Raw genomic sequence first — 16,155 nt, 5'->3', positions numbered from 1 at the left:
CAGGTTGGCAAGTCCCGTTGGAGTGTACATCCATGAAGAGACGCCGCGCACGACTTGAACTGGTTGAAGACCGCACGTCCCGCATTCATCGCACACGCTTCGACGAAGAACGCAATCTCGCTCCCATCCAACCGCTCACCGAGCGCCAAGCCGAGTACCTCGACGCCCTCGCCCGCTCGCCGCAGGTCATCGTCCTGGGGCCCGCCGGCACCGGCAAGACCTTCATCGCCGGCACCCGCGCGGCGGACCAGCTCCGCCAGCGCCGCATCGCCAAGGTCGTCATCACCCGCCCGAACGTGCCCTCGGGCCGGTCGCTGGGCTACTTCCCCGGCACCCTGGAAGAGAAGATCGCCCCCTGGGTCGCCCCGCTCACCGAGGCCATGAAGGAGCGCATGGGCGCCGCCGCCTTCGAGATCGCCCTGAAGACCGGCGACATCGAGATCGTCCCCTTCGAGGTGATGCGCGGCCGGACCTTCAAGAACTGCCTCGTGATCCTGGACGAGGCGCAGAACACCACGATCAACGAGATCAAGATGTTCCTGACCCGAATCGGCGACGATTGCCAGGTCATCATCAACGGCGACGTCTCGCAGACGGATCTCCGCGAGACCTCGGGCCTGCGCACCGTCATGCACATGGTCAAGAGCCGGATGATGCCGATCCCGGTGGTGGAGTTCACCCGCAACGACATCGTCCGCTCGGGCATCTGCGCCGAATGGGTGAAGGCGTTCGAGGAAACGAATCTCTAAATCGAAAGTTGATGGCGGCGGGTCCTCGCAGGCCCGCCGTGCCGTCCCCCGGCACGAGACGACTCTCCGCACCTCCCATCCGGGAGGATGAACCGGGCGCCGAGCCCGGCCTTCAGAGAACTGGAGTCTCCTCGTGAGGAAACTGACCTTCGCCTTCGCCGTGCTGGCCTCCCTCGGCGGCGCCGCCCTCGTCCAGCCGGCCTCGGCGGCCCCCGCGATGCCCGGCGCCGTCGCGGCCCCCGACGCGGTGACCCACGTCCGCCTGACCCCGATGGAGCGCCGCATGATGCACCGGCGCATGGAGCGTCGCATGATGCACCGCCGGATGGAGCGCCGGATGATGCATCGCCGCATGCACCGCCGCATGATGCGCCACATGTGATGGCGTCGGCGGAGCGGGCCTCGACGGCCCTGCTCCGCCTCCCTGCCCGGTCCCGGACCGGGCCGGGCGTTGCTCCCCATCGCGAAGATTCCTATCTCGTCGGCTCGAATCGCGCCGTCAGGCGGCCGCCGCGGCAGCCGGCCGATCCGGGAGACCCCGATGCCCCCCTCCAATCGACTGTTCGACGACCTCGCCCGCCTGATGACCGACGCCGCCGGCGCCGCCCAGGGCGTCCGCCGCGAGGCCGAGACCGTGGTCCGGGCGCAGCTCGAGCGCGTCGTCCGCGACCTCGACATCGCCTCGCGCGAGGAGCTCGACGTGCTCCGCGACCTCGTGACCCAGCTGCAGGCGCAGAACGAGGCCCTGACGGCCCGCGTGGCGGCCCTGGAGGCGCGAGCCGGCAGCGCCGGAGCGGGCGCCGCGGGCCTGAGCGAGGTGGTCTGAGTCTCCGCGGCAACGCCGCGGGCTTTTACACAGGAAGCGGCGTCGACGATCCGGTTTCCTGTTCACTGAATGTGACCTGCACTTTGTGTCGCGAGTCACGGCCGGTCTATAGTCGGGCATAGGGTGATTCGGGGGCAGCGGGGCGATGTCCGCAGAGCTTCGACAGTCGATCGCATCACCGCCGGCCTAGATCTGCCGGTCGTTCAAGTTCTCGGAGTGTTCTCGCGCTCCGGTTTCGCGTCACCGCCACGTCGGGCCGGATCTCGTCCGGGCCGTCCATTTGGATCGTCATGCCGCTTCTCAACGTCGACTTCCACGACCCGGACCGGAACGAGCATCCGCTCGACGTCGTCGAGCGGCTGGCCTCCCTGCGCGACTGGATCTTCGACCGGGCCGAGACCGACGAGATGTCGGTCACGAGCCCCGGTCGCTGGACCGACTACAACGTTGCCTTCACGTGGATCGAGGACGTCGAGGCGCTGCACGTCGCCTGCGCCTTCGACCTCAAGGTGCCGGAGCGGCAGCGCACCGAGGTGATGCGCCTCATCGCCCTGATCAACGAGCAGCTCTGGGTCGGCCACTTCGACCTCTGGACGACCGACAGCGTGGTGATGTTCCGGCACGCGCTGCTGCTGACCGGCGGCGCCGTCCCGACCCATCCGCAATGCGCCACCATGATGAGGACGGCGGTCGACGCCTGCGAGCGCTACTTCCAGGCGTTCCAGTTCGTCCTCTGGGCCGGCAAGAGCGCCCGCGAGGCCCTCGACGCCGTCCTGTTCGAGACCGAAGGCGAGGCGTGACCGGGCCGGGCGCCTCGACGGCGCGGATGCCCGCCTCCCTGGTCCTGGCCGGGGCCGGCAAGATGGGCGGCGCGATGCTGGCGGGCTGGCTGGACGCGGGCCTCGACCCGCGCCGCACCACCATCGTCGACCCGGTGCCCGCGCGCCCGATCGTGGATCTCTGCACCGAGCGGGGCATCGCCCTGAACCCGACCGACCCCGAGCCCGGCGCCGTCCTGGTCCTGGGGATCAAGCCGCAGGGCCTGGACACGGCGGCCCCCGGGCTCGACCGGCTCATCGGCCGCGACACGCTCCTCGTCTCGATCCTGGCCGGCAAGACCGTCGCGGATCTCCGCGGCCGGCTGCCGCGGGCGCGCGCGATCGTCCGGGCGATGCCCAACCTCCCGGCGAGCATCGGCCGGGGCGCCACCGGCGCCTGCGCGAGCCCCGAGGTCACCCCGGCGCAGCGGGCGGCCGCCGAGGCGCTGCTCGCCGCGAACGGCGCGGTGGCGTGGCTCACCGACGAGGCGCAGATCGACGCGGTGACGGCGGTCTCGGGCTCCGGACCGGCCTACGTCTTCCTGCTGGCCGAGACCCTGGCGGAGGCCGGCATCGCGGCCGGCCTGGAACCTGAGGTCGCCCGCAGCCTCGCCCGGGCGACCGTGGCGGGGGCCGGCGCGCTCCTCGATGCCAGCCCGGCCGAGGCGGCGGAGTTGCGCCGCAACGTCACGTCGCCCGGCGGCACGACCGCGGCGGCCCTCGAGGTGCTGATGCGGCCGGACGGCCTCGGCGCGCTGATGCGGGAGGCCGTGGCCGCGGCCCGTCGGCGGGCGGGGGAACTGTCCGGCTGACATCGGGCTGATGGCGGGGGCTGACATCGGGCGGCGTCCGTGCGGCATGGCCGCGCGACGGACCTGCCCTTCGCGGCCCGTCCGCCTACATGAGGCGACACGACCGATCAGACCGGGCGACCGACTCATGACCGACAGCAAAGCCCCCTCCAAGCGGCCCCGCAAGGCCGCGAGCCCCGCCAAGGCGGGCACCGATCAAGAGAGCGCTGCCCACGCGAGCGTCGCGCCCGAGGGCGTCGCGCCGGGGGCCGCCCGGGCCGGTGCGGCCGAAGCTGCCGATGCGGGGGCGAAGGGCGGTGCGCCGAAGCTGCCGCCCCGGGAGGCCGCCGTCGAGGCCCTGATGCGCCTCGCCGCCGAGCAGCCCTGGAACGACATCGAGGTTAGCGACATCGCCCGCGAGGCCGGCCTCACGCTGGCCGAGCTGCGCGACCTCTTCCCCTCGAAGGGAGCTGTCCTCGGCGGCCTGACCCGCATCATCGACCGCAAGGTTCTGGAGGGCGACCTCACGGGCCTGGAGGAGGAGCCGAGCCGGGAGCGGCTGTTCGACGTGCTGATGCGCCGCCTCGACGCCATGGAGCCCTACAAGCCGGCACTGCGCCGGATCGCCTACGCGCTCCGCGGCGAGCCGCTCTCGATGCTGGCGCTGAACGGCGTCATGCTGAACTCGCACCGCTACATGCTGGCGGCGGCCGGGATCGACACCGAGGGTTCGCTCGGGCAGCTCAAGCTGCAGGGCGTGGTCATCGCCTTCGCCCGCGTGACCCAGGTCTGGCTGGACGACGATGATCCGGCCCTGGCCCGGACGATGGCGCGGCTCGACAAGGAGATCCGCAACGGCGAGCGCATCATGGAGCGGGCGGAGGATGTCCGCCGGCTCACGGCGCCGCTGCGCGCCATCGGCCGCTCGTTCCTGGAGCGGCGGCCGCGCGAGCGGCGGAGCCGCGACGGCGACGAGACCGATCCCGCCGCCGCGATCTAGGCCGCCCGCTCACGCGGCCTGGATATCGCTGAGGAAGCTGGCGACCTCGCGCTTGACCGTCAGGGACTGGGTCGCCAGTTCGGACGCCGCGCTCTGGACCTGCGCGGCGGCGCTGCCGGCCTCCCGGGCGGCGGCCAGCACGCGCGCGACGCTGGCCGAGACACCCTCCGTGCCCCGCGCGGCCTCGCCGGCATTGCGCGAGATCTCGCCGGTCGCCGCCGTCTGCTGCACCACGGTCGCCGCGATGGCGCCGCTGATCTCGTTCACGGCGGCGATCGTGCGGGCGATCTGCGCCATCGCCTCCGCGGCCTGCCCGGAGGACGCCTGGATCGCGGCGATCTGGCCGCCGATCTCCCCGGTGGCCCGCGCCGTCTGCGCGGCGAGCTCCTTCACCTCGGAGGCCACGACCGCGAATCCGCGCCCCGCCTCGCCGGCCCGCGCCGCCTCGATGGTGGCGTTGAGGGCCAGCAGGTTGGTCTGGTTCGCGATGCCGGAGATCATGACCACGGCGGCGCCGATCTGCTCGGCGGCCGCGCGCAGGCCCGCCATGGCGGCGTTGGTCGCCTCGGCCTCGTGGGCGGCGTGACCGGCCACCTCGTTGGAGCGCACGACCTGCCGCTCGATCTCCTGGAGAGAGGAGACCATCTCCTCGGCGGCCGACGCGACGGTCTGGACGTTCGCCGAGGTCTGCGCGGCGGCCGAGCTCGACGTCATCGCCTGGCTGTTGGTATTCTCGGCCACCTGGGTCATCGCCTGAGCGGTCGCGTCGAGCTCGCTGGTCGCCGCCGTGACGATGTCGAGCGAGGCGGCGATCTTCTGCTGGAAGGTCTGGACCCGCTGCTCGACCCGCTCGGCCCGGCGCAGGCGGGCCTCCCGCTCGGCGGCCTGCGCCGCCTCCAGCTCGACCCGGGCGACGGCGTTCTGGCGGAAGACGTCGACGGCCTTGGCCATCGCGCCCATCTCGTCGCGCGCGTCGCGGTGCGGCACGGCGACCTGAAGGTCGCCGCCGGCCAGCCGCGTCATCGCCTCCGTCATGCCGGCGACCGGCCGGATGATGCTGCGGGCCAGCACGAGGGCCAGGACACCGCCGAGGAGCAGGGCCGCGGCGACGAGACCGATCAGGATGTACCGGGCCCGCGAGGCGGCCAGCGCGGTGTCCCGGGAAATCCGCTCGCCGGCGGCCACGATCCGGTCGCGCAGCGCGACGCCGAGCCGGTCGATCGCGTCGGCGTGGGGCTTGATCCCGGTCTCGAACGTCGCCTTCGCCGACGCCACCGCCTGATCGTACGCGCGGAAGCCGGCCGCGGCGGCGATCAGCGCGTCGCGGACGGCCCTGAGCTGCTGCGCGAAGGCCGCGCCGCCCTGCGTGTCCTTGAACGCGTCCAGGGTCGCCAGAGCCTGCTCGGCCCGCTGCTCGAAGGCGCTGCGATCCTGCGGATCCAGGCCGATCACGAAGCGGGCCGACGCGATGCGGGACCGCAGGATCGCATTCTCGATGTGCTCGGTCCGCGCCAGCATCGCCTCGCCGCCCCGGGCGCGCACGTCCGCGAGCATGTTTCCGAGAAGGACCGTGAGGGTATTGCCGGTCTCGTAGAGTCTCGCCCTGGCCTCACGCAGGCTCGCACCCGTGGCCGCGAGGCGCTCCAGCTCCGGCTTCATCGCGCGGGCGGCTTCCCGCATGTCGTCGTACAGCTTCCGCCCTCCGTCCGTGATGGCCAGCGAGAAGTACTTGTCGCAGGTCTGCTCGATCGCCCGCCGGGTCTGCTCCATCGCGACGATCAGATCGGGATCCGGCTGGAGCCGGTACCGTTCGGCAGCTCCGATGAGGCGCGCGGCATGACCGTCGATCAGCAGGACCGATTGTGCACCCCGCTCCACCCGCTCCTGAAGCGCGTGGTCGTCACTGATCACACCCTGCTGGTAGATCGCGAATGCACCGATGATGCCCGTGATCATGACGAGCACTGCAAATCCCGCGTAGACGCGCGCGCGTATCCCAATTGTCACAGGCGTATCTTCCACAGAACAAGCCAATTTCTCGGCCGGATGATAGACGATACGATCATGACAACATCGTGTCACTCGATCAAGTTCAACTTGTACTATAGATAGAGGGCGTCCCTGTCCGAGAATAGACTTGATATCTCGGCCGGACGAGGCGGCCGCAGATGCTGGGCCGCGCGCGCAGACGGCAATCGGGGCGTTCTCGCCGCGATGGACCAGTTCTGACCGCGCGTCCCGGGCCGCCCGACAGCTTCGCCTTGCGCGTGTCCGCTGCCGAGCCGCGTCAGAACTCCGCGCGGATCCCTCTCACCGGATCACGCGGATGCTGCATCTGGATCGCCGCGCGGCGCCGCGCGCGTTGCTGACATCGGGCGGGAAGTTCCGATCGCGGCAGTCCCGAACCTGCGCGGAGGCGCGGCGACGCCGTGAGTCGCGTCGGGCACGATTCGAGCGCCGCGTCGCGAGCCTTCTCGGGCCGTCGCGCCGGACTTCAGGCCGCGCGGTTCGCCAGCGCCTCGCGCATGGTCGTGGCGACCATCCCGTTCTGGAGCTGGTCGCGCCGGACGAGCAGCGCGTCCGGCACGCGGGCCGACGCGTCCGGCCCAACCGCGTCGACCGGGTCGCTGGCGAGGATGATGCGCAGGGCCGGGCGCAGGGCCCGGGACTCGACGGCGAGCTGCGCGCAGCACAGGCCGCCCTGCAGCGCGGTGTCGACCACCATCACGTCGACCGGGAGACCCAGGGCCAGAACCGTCATGGCGTCGACGCCGCGGTCGCAGGCGGTGACCTGATAGCCCAGCATCCGGACCTGGGTCGAGACCTCGTCGCGCCAGCGCTTGTGACGGCCCACCACCAGGACCTGGATCCGGTAGCAGCTGCCCTGGGGAAGGCTGCTCGAGGCAGTCTCGACGTCGGCTGGGGGCATTCCGCACTCGACTTCGCGCTGGCTTTGCGATGCAGCATGCTAAGCTGGGATGCAATCCCCACGCAAGCCCGGCGCCGTGATCGCGCCGCATTCGGCGCCGCCGTTGCACAAAGGCGATGCACTCCGGCAGCCTGACCATAGGCTAGGCACGGAGTTGACGCCGGAGGGGTCGCGCGGGCAACACCGGGCCGCCGCGGAACCTGTGCCGCGCGCTGCCGGAGCCCGAGCCGATGTCGTCCGCGAAAGCCCCTCCCGTCTCCCCGCTGGCGCCGACCGCGATGCCCGACCTGCCGCCCCTGCCGGGGGTGCGAATCGCGACCGCCCAGGCGGGGATCCGCTACAGCGGCCGCACCGACGTGCTCTACGTCGCCCTCGAGTCGGGGACCCGGGCGGCGGGGGTGTTCACCCGGTCGAAATGCCCCTCGGCGCCGGTGGATTGGTGCCGCGACGCCCTGGCGGACGGGTCGGCGCGGGCGCTCGTGGTCAATTCCGGCAACGCCAACGCCTTCACGGGCCGCCTCGGGCGCGACGCGGTGGCGCGCACCGTCGAGATCGCCGCGGCGGCGGCCGGCTGCACCGCGCGCGAGGTCTACGTCGCCTCGACCGGCGTGATCGGCGAGCCGCTCCCGGCGGAGCGCTTCGCCGGCGTGCTCGCGGATTGCGCGGCGCGGGCCGAGGACGGGCCGGCCGCCTGGACCGCGGCGGCCCGGGCGATCATGACCACCGACACCTTCCCGAAGCTCGCCACCCGCACGGCCGAGATCGACGGCGTCCGCGTGACGATCAACGGCATCGCCAAGGGCGCCGGCATGATCGCCCCCGACATGGCGACGATGCTGTCCTTCGTCTTCACCGACGCGGCCCTGCCGCAGGACGTGCTGCAGGCGCTCCTGTCCGCGGGGACGAAGACCAGCTTCAACTGCGTGACCGTGGACGGCGACACCTCCACCTCCGACACGCTGATGCTGTTCGCCACCGCCAGGGCCGGCAACCCGGCGGTCACCGATCCCGCCGACGCGCGGCTCGCCGGCTTCCGGGAGGCGCTCGACGGCCTGCTGATCGAGCTGGCCCAGCTCGTCGCCAAGGACGGCGAGGGCGCGCGCAAGTTCGTCACCGTGCGGGTCACCGGCGCCGAGAGCGACGCCTCCGCGCACCGCATCGCCATGTCGATCGCCAACTCGCCGCTGGTGAAGACCGCGGTGGCCGGTGAGGACGCCAACTGGGGCCGCGTGGTGATGGCCGTGGGCAAGGCCGGCGAGCCCGCCGACCGCGACCGGCTCGCGATCTGGTTCGGCGACGTGCGGGTGGCCGTCCAGGGCGCCCGCGACCCCGACTACAGCGAGGCGGCGGCGAGCGCCGTGATGCGCGAACCGGAGATCACGGTCCGGGTCGATCTCGGCCTGGGCAACGGCACCGCCCGCGTCTGGACCTGCGACCTGACCAAGGCCTACGTCGAGATCAACGGGGATTACCGCTCGTGAGGGCGCTCCTGTCCGGCGCCCTCCTCGTCCTGGGCCTGGCGACCGCGGCGCGGGCCGACGACGCGGCGTGCAAGCGCCACATCAGCGTCGTCGGGCGCGCGTCGGAGACGCGGGCGCCGGACTTCGCCGAGGTGACCGTCGGCATCGAGGCGCGCGGGGCGAGTGCGGCGGCCGCCCTCGACGCGGCCTCGAAGGCGGTGACCGGCGTCTCGGCGCAGGCCCGCGCCCTCGGAGTTCCGCCGGCCGATATCGGCACCGCCGCCGTCACCCTGCAGGCGGCGACCCGCCCCGTCGCCCGGCCGGGGGGCGCCGTCACCGAGGAGCCCGACGGCTACCGCGCCGGCAACCTCGTCACGGTCCGGCTCGCCGACATGGACCGCCTCGGCGACCTGCTCCGGCAGGCCCTCGACTCCGGCGCCAACCGCATCGACGGCGTCAGCTTCGGGCTGCGCGACCCGGACAAGAGCGAGGCGGCCCTTCAGGTGGCGGCGACCCGGGACGCCCGCAGCCGGGCCGAGTCCCTCGCCGAGGCGGTCGGCGCCAAGCTCGGCCCGCTCTGCACGCTGAGCACCGCGGCCGCCACGCCGTACCGCCCGGCGCCGGAGATGGCCCGCGCGGCCCCGATGGCCGCCAAGGGGCGGCGGGTGCCCCTCGAGGCGGGCACGATCCAGATGTCCTCCGAGGTCTCGGCCACCTTCGCGGTGGCGCAGTGAGCGCGCCCGATAGCGCCCCCGCGGCCGCGCCCCTGCGCCTGCTCCTCGTGGTCGCCGTCGCCCTCGTCGACGTCGACGGCCGCGTCCTGGTGAGCGAGCGCCCGGCGGGCAAGCAGCTCGCCGGTCTCTGGGAGTTCCCCGGCGGCAAGGTCGAGCCCGGCGAGCGTCCCGAGCAGACGCTGATCCGGGAGCTCGCCGAGGAACTCGGCATCCGGGTCGAGGAGCCGTGTCTCGCGCCGCTCACCTTCGCCAGCCACGCCTATCCGGACTTCCACCTTCTGATGCCGCTCTACGTCTGCCGGCGCTGGACCGGCACGCCGCGCCCGATGGAGGGGCAGGCGCTCAGATGGGTCCGGCCGAAGGCGCTGCGCGATCTCGCCATGCCGCCGGCCGACGCGCCGCTGATCCCGTTCCTGATCGACCTGCTCGAGGTCTGAGAGGGTATCCGGCTGAGGCGACCGGGTGACGGACCCGCACCGTCCTCGCGAGCGCAGCGAAGCGATCCCGGAGCCGGGTGACATCAGCCGGCGTCGCGCCGACGGGATCGCTTCGCTCCGCTCGCGAGGACGGCGGGACGGGAGCGATCACCGCAGTCCTCGGCCGGCCCGGCGCCCTCCGGCTGACGCCCGGCAACGCCGGCGACGTCACCGCCGCTCCGGCCGTCCTGGCCGAAGCGCCCGGCCGGATCCGCCGCCTGAGCGCCGACAAGGGCTACGACGCCGACGGGCTGCGCGCTGACCTGTGCAAGCGCGGCAGCAAGAGAAGGATCCACCACGACAAGCGGCACGACCGGGACCGCGGGCGCATCGAGGCAACCTTCAATTACCTCAAGGACTTCCGCCGCATAGCCACGCGATACGACACGCTCGCCCGCAACGACGCCTCAACCGTCGCCCTGGCTGCCGTCATCGCCTTCTGGTGCAGAACGAGTCCAAACCCTAGTCCGTCGGATCCAAATTCTTTCTTATCCAAGCTCCGGCCGCACCATCAAGTCGGAGAGCATAAGCTCCGTTTCCGCACAGAACGGTGTTATAGTATCCATTCGGCTGCCCGCGAATAAGAATGCCTATAAGATACTTTACACCATTCTTGCGCGCAAAGACCGGCGACCCTGACTGGCCCTGGCATATCAAATCCGAGCGATCGACGATCATGTTCTCATGCATGTTGATCGAAAACGCCATCGATCCGGCGCTTTTCGGACCAGGAAGACTGATACGGCTCTGCTTATCGAGAGACAGAAGGACGACATCATCGTATCCCTTCGAGTAATGCATCGGCACAATTTCGACGATCCGGGAACGCGCGTCATGTCCGCTGGCGTCAAATGTCTTTAATTCGATTGAGAAACTCTGCTCGTCATTGAAATTCTCGATCGGCTCAGCATCCCCGATGGCGATAACGCCATCGACTTCGGCCGCGAGAGGGGTATTCGCCTGAAATATGGCTATGTCAGTAATGGGCGAGCGAGAATACAAAGTTTTTACTCTCGAGACTTCAGAAAATCCGACCCGACTGCCGACAAAATATCTAACTCCGAGCCCCTCTCTACCTCGAAAACAATGGGCCGCCGTTATGATATCGTTGCCGATTTTCAGCCCTCGACAAACAAATTGATCTTTTTCATATATACCTACGTGTGAATATTCAAATACTTTGCTCGCATACGATGTCGAAACTGAATGCAATAATACTACGATACAAACAAGCACAGACAAAATCGTGCAGAAATATTTCATATGACCTAATGCGATTGTGGGCAGGCACCCCGAAGAGCGCCTGCCAAGATTTATAATCCTCTATTTCAATTCTCGTCGCCAGGATACCCCGGACCATACGGCGGGGGATCATAGGGAAGCATTGGAGTTGGCTCCGGGTAGTCCGGAGGGTTCGGAATGATTTCCGGCGGGTTGTCGACTGGATTATTGGGAGGAAGGTCGTCACCCGGATTTTACGGTATGTTTGCAGCTTGGAATATTGCTTCTCTGCTTGCTGGAGACAGCGCCAGAGTCGATCGCGGATCGGCCGACTGCTTCAGCTGTGTTGTTTCGACCTCGTCCAGAGAAGGCGCTGCCAAACGATCAGTCGGCAGGGGCACTGTCCGAAGGCGAGATGTCGTGAGAGAGGAAATGGCAGCACTCATTCAACGGCTCCTACAAAGACGTGAAATGACTGATGTTTCCTTTGACAACAGCTATGTTCGCTGCAGCCGAGCATCGTTTCGCGATCTTACGATCGCATCCGCCCGCCAATGATTGATCCGGACCGATTTCAGATTCCGAGCCCGCCTGGAGTCGCCGGGCTGTCATGCTCGATAGACCGCCACTGATACTTCAGCTGCAACCACAGCAACGTTGCCGGAGATGGCGGTAGGACAATAGTCGTATTTTGTCAAGCATCACGCCGCACGACAGCGCAGATCATCACTGTTGGCGCGCAGAAGCTCTAAAGCATTCCTCGCCGAATATTGCCGGGCGCGATCTTCGAGTCTGTAAGGTCAGCTCTGTGAGATGTAGCGAACCGCGATCATGGGAGCATGCGATCGCAATTCCCAATCAGCCGCGCCTGGGATCCTTGCACGGGGTTTGCCCCACACTCCGAGCGACCGGGCGCATATACGCTGCCTCTGGTACCGTCATCGTCGCGGTCGTGCCCAAGCTGACGGCGCGGGTGGCGGACGGGCCCTCGGGGGGCGCGCTCCCTTCGAGGGTTGCGCGCCTGGATCGCTTCGCTCTGCCCGCCAGGGCGGCGGGGCCCAAGCCATCACCCGGACAGGGTCCGAGGGCCTCCGCCCTCACAGCGCCAGGATAGCCTCGACGACCTCCTGCACGTCGAGCGCCTCCGCGAAGGTGGCGAGGTGGTGGGGCTCGCCGCGCGCCATGCGGACGACGCCCTCGAGCTGGCGCCGGAGGGTGATCGGCCGCAGCCGCTCGTTCGGGATCGCGTCGGGCTCCGGCTCGAACCGCCCGTCGGCGCCCCGACGCTCGGCGATGGCCCAGTCGCGCAGCCGGACGGCGCCCGCGTCGCCCTCCAGCGTCCACGTGTTGTGGTCGTCGGCCTCGACGCCCCCGACCCGGCCGGTCAGGGTGACGGGGATCCCGCCCGCCGTGAGCGTCACGTCGATCGCGCGCTCGGACCGGCCCGGCTCCGGGAAGGCGATCCGTCCGGCGAGCCCCGCGAGCGGGCCGAGCTGGCGGCGGGCCAGGAAGAGGAAGTGCGAGACCACCTCGCGGGTGAAGCCGCCCTCGCCGCGCGCGTCGAGCCAGCGGGCGGCGTCGGCCTGCCACGGGCGGGGCCAGCGGGCGAAGGCCACCGCCACGGTGAGCGTCCGGGGCGTGCCGACCGCGCCGGCCGCGATCCAGCGCTCGAGGGTGGCGACGCCCGGCGACGAGGCGAACGGGAAATTGACCGCGCCCGCGCCCCCCGCCTCCGCCACGAAGGCGCGGGCGTCGGCGCGGTCGATGGCCAGCGGCTTCTCGCAGAAGACGCTCCGGCCGGCCGCCAGGGCGGCGCGGGCGTAGCCGAGATGCGAGGCGGGCGGCGAGGCGACGTAGACGCAGTCGCTCGCCGCGACGACGGCGGCGGGATCGGCCACCCGCGGCACCGCCGGGAACGCCGCGCCGATCCGGGCCAGGGCCTCCGGGGCCGGGTCCCAGATCGCCGCGACCCGCACGGGCGAGTCCGCAGCCCCGTGGATCGCGCCGAGCAGGCGCTCACCCATGATGCCCGCGCCGATGATCCCGAGGGCGAGCGGTGCGGCGGAGGTCGGCATGCGGGGATCCGTGCGGAGGTTCGGGATGACCGGCCGCGCGGCGCGGCCCGTCGCAGGCTTTAGGAGCCCGGGCCGGCGCGGGAAAGGCCGCCGGTCTCCTCAACCTTGGATGAAGGCGAGCAGGTCGGCGTTCAGCCGGTCCTTGTGGGTGGCGGCCAGGCCGTGCGGGGCGCCCGGATACTCCTTCAGCACGGCGTTGGGCACGAGCTTGACGGCGGCGCGCGCCGCGGCGTCGATCGGCACGATCTGGTCGTCGTCGCCGTGCACCAGCAGGGTCGGCACGTCGATGCGCGTCAGGTCCTCGGTGAAGTCGGTCTCCGAGAAGGCCGCCACGCAGGCGTGCACGTTCCGCAGCCCGGCCATCATGCCCTGCATCCAGAACGTGTCCCGCATACCGTCGCTGACCGCGGCGCCGGGACGGTTGGCGCCGTAGAACGGGCCGCTCAGGTCCTTGAAGAACTGCGACCGGTCGCGCAGGACCGAGTCCCGGATCCCGTCGAACACGTCCCGGGGCAGGCCGCCCGGATTCGCGTCGGTCCGGACCATCTGGGGCGTCACGGCCCCGACCAGGACCGCCTTGGCGACGCGCGCCGTCCCGTGCCGCCCGAGGGTGCGGGCGACCTCGCCGCCGCCGGTGGAGTGGCCGACCAGCACCGCGTCGCGCAGGTCGAGATGGGCGATCAGCCCGGCGAGGTCGTCCGCGAAGGTGTCCATGTCGTTGCCCGACCAGGGCTGCCCGGAGCGACCGTGCCCGCGCCGGTCATGGGCGATGACCCGGAACCCGCGCTCCGCGAGGAACAGCATCTGGTCCTCCCAGGCGTCGCCGTTGAGCGGCCAGCCGTGGCTGAAGACCACCGGCTGCCCGGTGCCCCAGTCCTTGTAGTAGATTTGGGTCCCGTCCTGCGCGGTGAAGTAGGGCATCGTGGTCTCCCGAGGGTCGAAGGGCGGGGGTCGAAAGGTGGAGGGCGAGAGGCAAGGGTCGCGCGGATCGCCGGACCGGTCAGGCCCGGCCCTGCCGCGCGTCGAGGCTGAGCGGGCCGGCCCCGAAGGCCGCGACCTGAAGCAAGCCGCCGGCCATGGCGAGGTTCTTCAGGAAGTGGAACATCTGGTTCTGGTCGCCGAGGGCCGCGTGGAAGGTCACCGCGGTGGCCACCGCGAAGAGCGCGAGGACCAGGGCGACCGGCCGGGTGCGGTAGCCGGCGACGAGCAGCAGCCCGCCGACGACCTCCACGCCGGTCGCCGCCGCGTAGGCGAGAGGCGGCAGCGGCAGGTGGGCGGCCTCGATGGTGGCGAGCGTCGCAGCCGGGGCCGCGAGCTTCCCGGCGCCGCTCACGAGGAAGATCGCGCTCATCAGGACCCGGCCGGTCACCGGCAGCAGGGCGGTCGCGCTGGAAGAGGAGATCGGGGACATCGTCGAACGCTCCGTCCTGTCGTGCGCGGCCGAGTCAGGCCGCTTCGGGAAGTGCGAGGCCGCGAAGCCAGTTCAGCGCCAGGCCGATATCGGCCTGCGACAGGCCGTGGCCGACCGGCAGGATCCGGTGCTCGACGCGGGCTCCGGCCGCGGTGAGCTGCTGCGCGAGGCGCCGCGCATTCTCCGCGGGCACGATCGGGTCCATCGCCCCGGAGAGGATCAGGACCGGCCGGCCGGCGAGATCCGCGACCGGCGGCTCGGCGAACGGGACCATCGGGCGGAGCAGGACAGCGCCCGCCAGGGTCTCGGGCCGGAGCAGCAGCAGCGACGCGGCGATGTTGGCGCCGTTCGAGAAGCCCAGCGCCAGGGGCGCCCCGATCCCGTACCGCGTCCGGGCGGCCGCCACGAAGGCCGCGAGGTCGCCGGTGCGGCGGCGCAGGTCCGCCTCGTCGAAGACGCCCTCGGCCAGGCGCCGGAAGAAGCGCGGCATGCCGTTCTCGCTGACGGCGCCGCGGGGCGCGAGCAGGGCGGCCTCCGGCGCGACCGTGCGGCCGAGGGGCAGGAGGTCGTTCTCGTCGCCGCCGGTCCCGTGGAGGAGCAGCAGCGGACGCGCGGTGTCGGGACCGGGCTCGAAGCGGTGGATGAAGCCGGCGGTGTCCTGGGTCATGATGGCCTCACGGGTGGCGGGGAGAGGTCCCACCCCGCGCGGGCGCGGGGCGGGCGTGGTGGTCGCGGCTCAGGCGACCTTGGGCAGCACGGCCTCGATCTCGGCCCGGTGCGGCTCCAGGCCGGCGGGGAGCTTGAGGGCCTGGCCGAGGGCCTCGATCGGCTCGTCCACCGCGAAGCCGGGCGCGTCGGTGGCGATCTCGAACAGCACGCCGCCGGGTTCGCGGAAGTAGATCGAGCGGAAGTACTGGCGGTCGCGCTGCTCGGTGACGTGGAGCCCCCGTGCCTCCAGAGCCCGGCCCATCGCGGCCTGCGCGGCGTCGTCCGCCGCCCGGAACGCGATGTGGTGGACCGAGCCGGCCCCCGGGCGGCCGGGCAGGAACCCGCCGACGGCCCGCAGGGTGACGAGACCGCCGAGCTCGGCGCTTCCCGCGAAGCGGATCAGGTTGCCCTCGCGGCCGACCTCCGCCAGCCCGAGCACCTCCGTGAGGATCGCGGCGGTCGGCTCGGCCCTGTCGAGGAGGAGGGTCACCCCGTGCAGGCCGCGGATCGCGTGCTCGGCCGGCACCTCGCTCGACGCCCAGCCCTCCGCGTCGCCGACGTCCACGCCCACCAGCGCGAGCATCATGCCGTCCGGGTCGCGGAAGCGCAGCGTCGGCGCGCCGAAGACCTGGACCAGCGGCTCGTGGGCGACGCCCTTCTCGATGAGCCGGTGGGTCCACCAGCCGATGGAGGCGCGGGGGACCCGGAAGGCGGTCTCCTGGGTCTCGCCGATCCCGACGCGGCCCGGCGCGGCGTGCTCGACGGGGAAGAAGGTCAGGATCGTGCCGGGCCGACCGGCCGCGTCGCCGTAGTACAGGTGGTAGGTGCCCGGATCGTCGAAGTTGACGGTCTTCTTCACCAGCCGCAGCCCGAGGATCCGGGTGTGGAAGTCGAGGTTGCGCAGGGCCGGCCCGGAGAAGGCCGTGACGTGGTGGAGGCCGGTCTGAACCATGGCGA

The 16,155-nt window shown here is 71.0% G+C and carries 17 protein-coding genes and 1 pseudogene; 10 read left to right on the top strand and 8 right to left on the bottom strand.

The genetic code is table 11. The features are described 5' to 3' along the window. The first annotated feature begins 32 nt into the window (after positions 1-32). The 6 genes from ME121_RS16965 (at position 33) to ME121_RS16940 (ending at position 4,184) form a co-directional block, all read left to right on the top strand. Positions 33-749 (top strand): PhoH family protein, encoded by a 717-nt coding sequence (locus ME121_RS16965; protein ID WP_012321860.1) that lies wholly within the window; start codon positions 33-35, stop codon positions 747-749. 133 nt (positions 750-882) lie between these two features. Further along, positions 883-1,131 carry a hypothetical protein gene (locus ME121_RS16960; RefSeq protein WP_012321859.1) on the top strand — a complete coding sequence of 83 codons (249 nt, stop codon included), beginning with the start codon at positions 883-885 and terminating at the stop codon, positions 1,129-1,131. A gap of 159 nt (positions 1,132-1,290) precedes the next feature. Then, the gene (locus ME121_RS16955; protein WP_012321858.1) at positions 1,291-1,575 is read left to right on the top strand and encodes an accessory factor UbiK family protein; all 285 of its coding nucleotides are present in this window, start codon (positions 1,291-1,293) and stop codon (positions 1,573-1,575) included. A 290-nt stretch (positions 1,576-1,865) separates the two neighbouring features. Further along, positions 1,866-2,375, top strand: coding sequence for a type III secretion system chaperone family protein (locus tag ME121_RS16950; protein ID WP_012321857.1), 510 nt, complete (start codon positions 1,866-1,868; stop codon positions 2,373-2,375). Between the two features lie 26 nt (positions 2,376-2,401). Beyond that, positions 2,402-3,205 carry a pyrroline-5-carboxylate reductase gene (gene proC, locus ME121_RS16945; protein ID WP_041372842.1) on the top strand — a complete coding sequence of 268 codons (804 nt, stop codon included), beginning with the start codon at positions 2,402-2,404 and terminating at the stop codon, positions 3,203-3,205. A gap of 127 nt (positions 3,206-3,332) precedes the next feature. Continuing rightward, on the top strand, positions 3,333-4,184 hold the full coding sequence (locus tag ME121_RS16940) for a hypothetical protein (RefSeq protein ID WP_012321855.1): 852 nt from the start codon (positions 3,333-3,335) through the stop codon (positions 4,182-4,184). 9 nt (positions 4,185-4,193) lie between these two features. Here ME121_RS16940 and ME121_RS16935 read toward each other — a convergent pair whose 3' ends face one another. Together ME121_RS16935 and ME121_RS16930 are read right to left on the bottom strand one after the other, a co-directional pair. Beyond that, positions 4,194-6,140 carry a methyl-accepting chemotaxis protein gene (locus ME121_RS16935; protein ID WP_012321854.1) on the bottom strand — a complete coding sequence of 649 codons (1,947 nt, stop codon included), beginning with the start codon at positions 6,138-6,140 and terminating at the stop codon, positions 4,194-4,196. A 538-nt stretch (positions 6,141-6,678) separates the two neighbouring features. Continuing rightward, a complete protein-coding gene (locus ME121_RS16930) occupies positions 6,679-7,113 on the bottom strand; it encodes a response regulator (protein ID WP_012321853.1) in 435 nt (144 codons plus the stop codon). A gap of 230 nt (positions 7,114-7,343) precedes the next feature. On the opposite strand from ME121_RS16930, the gene argJ reads away from it, so the two are divergent. From argJ to ME121_RS33730, 4 genes and pseudogenes are all read left to right on the top strand, one after another. Further along, positions 7,344-8,594 carry a bifunctional glutamate N-acetyltransferase/amino-acid acetyltransferase ArgJ gene (gene argJ, locus ME121_RS16925; protein WP_059409236.1) on the top strand — a complete coding sequence of 417 codons (1,251 nt, stop codon included), beginning with the start codon at positions 7,344-7,346 and terminating at the stop codon, positions 8,592-8,594. Next, on the top strand, positions 8,591-9,307 hold the full coding sequence (locus ME121_RS16920) for an SIMPL domain-containing protein (protein WP_059409234.1): 717 nt from the start codon (positions 8,591-8,593) through the stop codon (positions 9,305-9,307). The genes argJ and ME121_RS16920 overlap by 4 nt, the downstream gene beginning before the upstream one ends. Further along, on the top strand, positions 9,304-9,744 hold the full coding sequence (locus ME121_RS16915) for a (deoxy)nucleoside triphosphate pyrophosphohydrolase (protein ID WP_012321850.1): 441 nt from the start codon (positions 9,304-9,306) through the stop codon (positions 9,742-9,744). Before ME121_RS16920 ends, ME121_RS16915 begins: the two co-directional genes overlap by 4 nt. Before the next feature lie 143 nt (positions 9,745-9,887). Further along, positions 9,888-10,229 (top strand): annotated as a pseudogene (locus ME121_RS33730) (transposase); the annotation flags it as partial. A gap of 16 nt (positions 10,230-10,245) precedes the next feature. Here ME121_RS33730 and ME121_RS33725 read toward each other — a convergent pair. From ME121_RS33725 to ME121_RS16890, 6 genes are all read right to left on the bottom strand, one after another. Next, a complete protein-coding gene (locus tag ME121_RS33725) occupies positions 10,246-11,046 on the bottom strand; it encodes a trypsin-like serine protease (protein WP_012321849.1) in 801 nt (266 codons plus the stop codon). A gap of 1,055 nt (positions 11,047-12,101) precedes the next feature. After that, positions 12,102-13,079, bottom strand: a complete 978-nt coding sequence (locus ME121_RS16910; RefSeq protein ID WP_058608368.1) for a Gfo/Idh/MocA family protein — start codon at positions 13,077-13,079, stop codon at positions 12,102-12,104. 99 nt (positions 13,080-13,178) lie between these two features. After that, a complete protein-coding gene (locus tag ME121_RS16905; protein ID WP_012321847.1) occupies positions 13,179-14,000 on the bottom strand; it encodes an alpha/beta fold hydrolase in 822 nt (273 codons plus the stop codon). A gap of 79 nt (positions 14,001-14,079) precedes the next feature. Beyond that, positions 14,080-14,490, bottom strand: a complete 411-nt coding sequence (locus ME121_RS16900; protein ID WP_012321846.1) for a DoxX family protein — start codon at positions 14,488-14,490, stop codon at positions 14,080-14,082. Positions 14,491-14,524: 34 nt separating this feature from the next. Beyond that, positions 14,525-15,157, bottom strand: coding sequence for an alpha/beta hydrolase (locus ME121_RS16895; protein ID WP_012321845.1), 633 nt, complete (start codon positions 15,155-15,157; stop codon positions 14,525-14,527). 69 nt (positions 15,158-15,226) lie between these two features. After that, the gene (locus ME121_RS16890) at positions 15,227-16,150 is read right to left on the bottom strand and encodes a ring-cleaving dioxygenase (protein ID WP_029359865.1); all 924 of its coding nucleotides are present in this window, start codon (positions 16,148-16,150) and stop codon (positions 15,227-15,229) included. Between the last annotated feature and the right edge of the window lie 5 nt (positions 16,151-16,155).

The sequence above is a fragment of the Methylobacterium sp. ME121 genome, from assembly GCF_000974725.1.
In the GTDB taxonomy this organism is placed as follows: Bacteria; Pseudomonadota; Alphaproteobacteria; order Rhizobiales; family Beijerinckiaceae; genus Methylobacterium; species Methylobacterium radiotolerans.
The sequence above is the reverse complement of the archived record's forward strand: the minus strand, read 5'-3'. Positions and strand labels throughout refer to the sequence as shown.

Bases quoted from the DNA above. Each gene is read 5' to 3' on its own strand.
- ME121_RS16965 (WP_012321860.1), top strand. From the start codon at position 33: ATGAAGAGACGCCGCGCACGACTTGAACTGGTTGAAGACCGCACGTCC.
- ME121_RS16955 (WP_012321858.1), top strand. From the start codon at position 1,291: ATGCCCCCCTCCAATCGACTGTTCGACGACCTCGCCCGCCTGATGACC.
- ME121_RS16950 (WP_012321857.1), top strand. From the start codon at position 1,866: ATGCCGCTTCTCAACGTCGACTTCCACGACCCGGACCGGAACGAGCAT.
- proC (WP_041372842.1), top strand. From the start codon at position 2,402: ATGCCCGCCTCCCTGGTCCTGGCCGGGGCCGGCAAGATGGGCGGCGCG.
- ME121_RS16940 (WP_012321855.1), top strand. From the start codon at position 3,333: ATGACCGACAGCAAAGCCCCCTCCAAGCGGCCCCGCAAGGCCGCGAGC.
- ME121_RS16935 (WP_012321854.1), bottom strand. From the start codon at position 6,140: ATGATCACGGGCATCATCGGTGCATTCGCGATCTACCAGCAGGGTGTG.
- ME121_RS16930 (WP_012321853.1), bottom strand. From the start codon at position 7,113: ATGCCCCCAGCCGACGTCGAGACTGCCTCGAGCAGCCTTCCCCAGGGC.
- argJ (WP_059409236.1), top strand. From the start codon at position 7,344: ATGTCGTCCGCGAAAGCCCCTCCCGTCTCCCCGCTGGCGCCGACCGCG.
- ME121_RS33725 (WP_012321849.1), bottom strand. From the start codon at position 11,046: ATGAAATATTTCTGCACGATTTTGTCTGTGCTTGTTTGTATCGTAGTA.
- ME121_RS16910 (WP_058608368.1), bottom strand. From the start codon at position 13,079: ATGCCGACCTCCGCCGCACCGCTCGCCCTCGGGATCATCGGCGCGGGC.
- ME121_RS16905 (WP_012321847.1), bottom strand. From the start codon at position 14,000: ATGCCCTACTTCACCGCGCAGGACGGGACCCAAATCTACTACAAGGAC.
- ME121_RS16900 (WP_012321846.1), bottom strand. From the start codon at position 14,490: ATGTCCCCGATCTCCTCTTCCAGCGCGACCGCCCTGCTGCCGGTGACC.
- ME121_RS16895 (WP_012321845.1), bottom strand. From the start codon at position 15,157: ATGACCCAGGACACCGCCGGCTTCATCCACCGCTTCGAGCCCGGTCCC.
- ME121_RS16890 (WP_029359865.1), bottom strand. From the start codon at position 16,150: ATGGTTCAGACCGGCCTCCACCACGTCACGGCCTTCTCCGGGCCGGCC.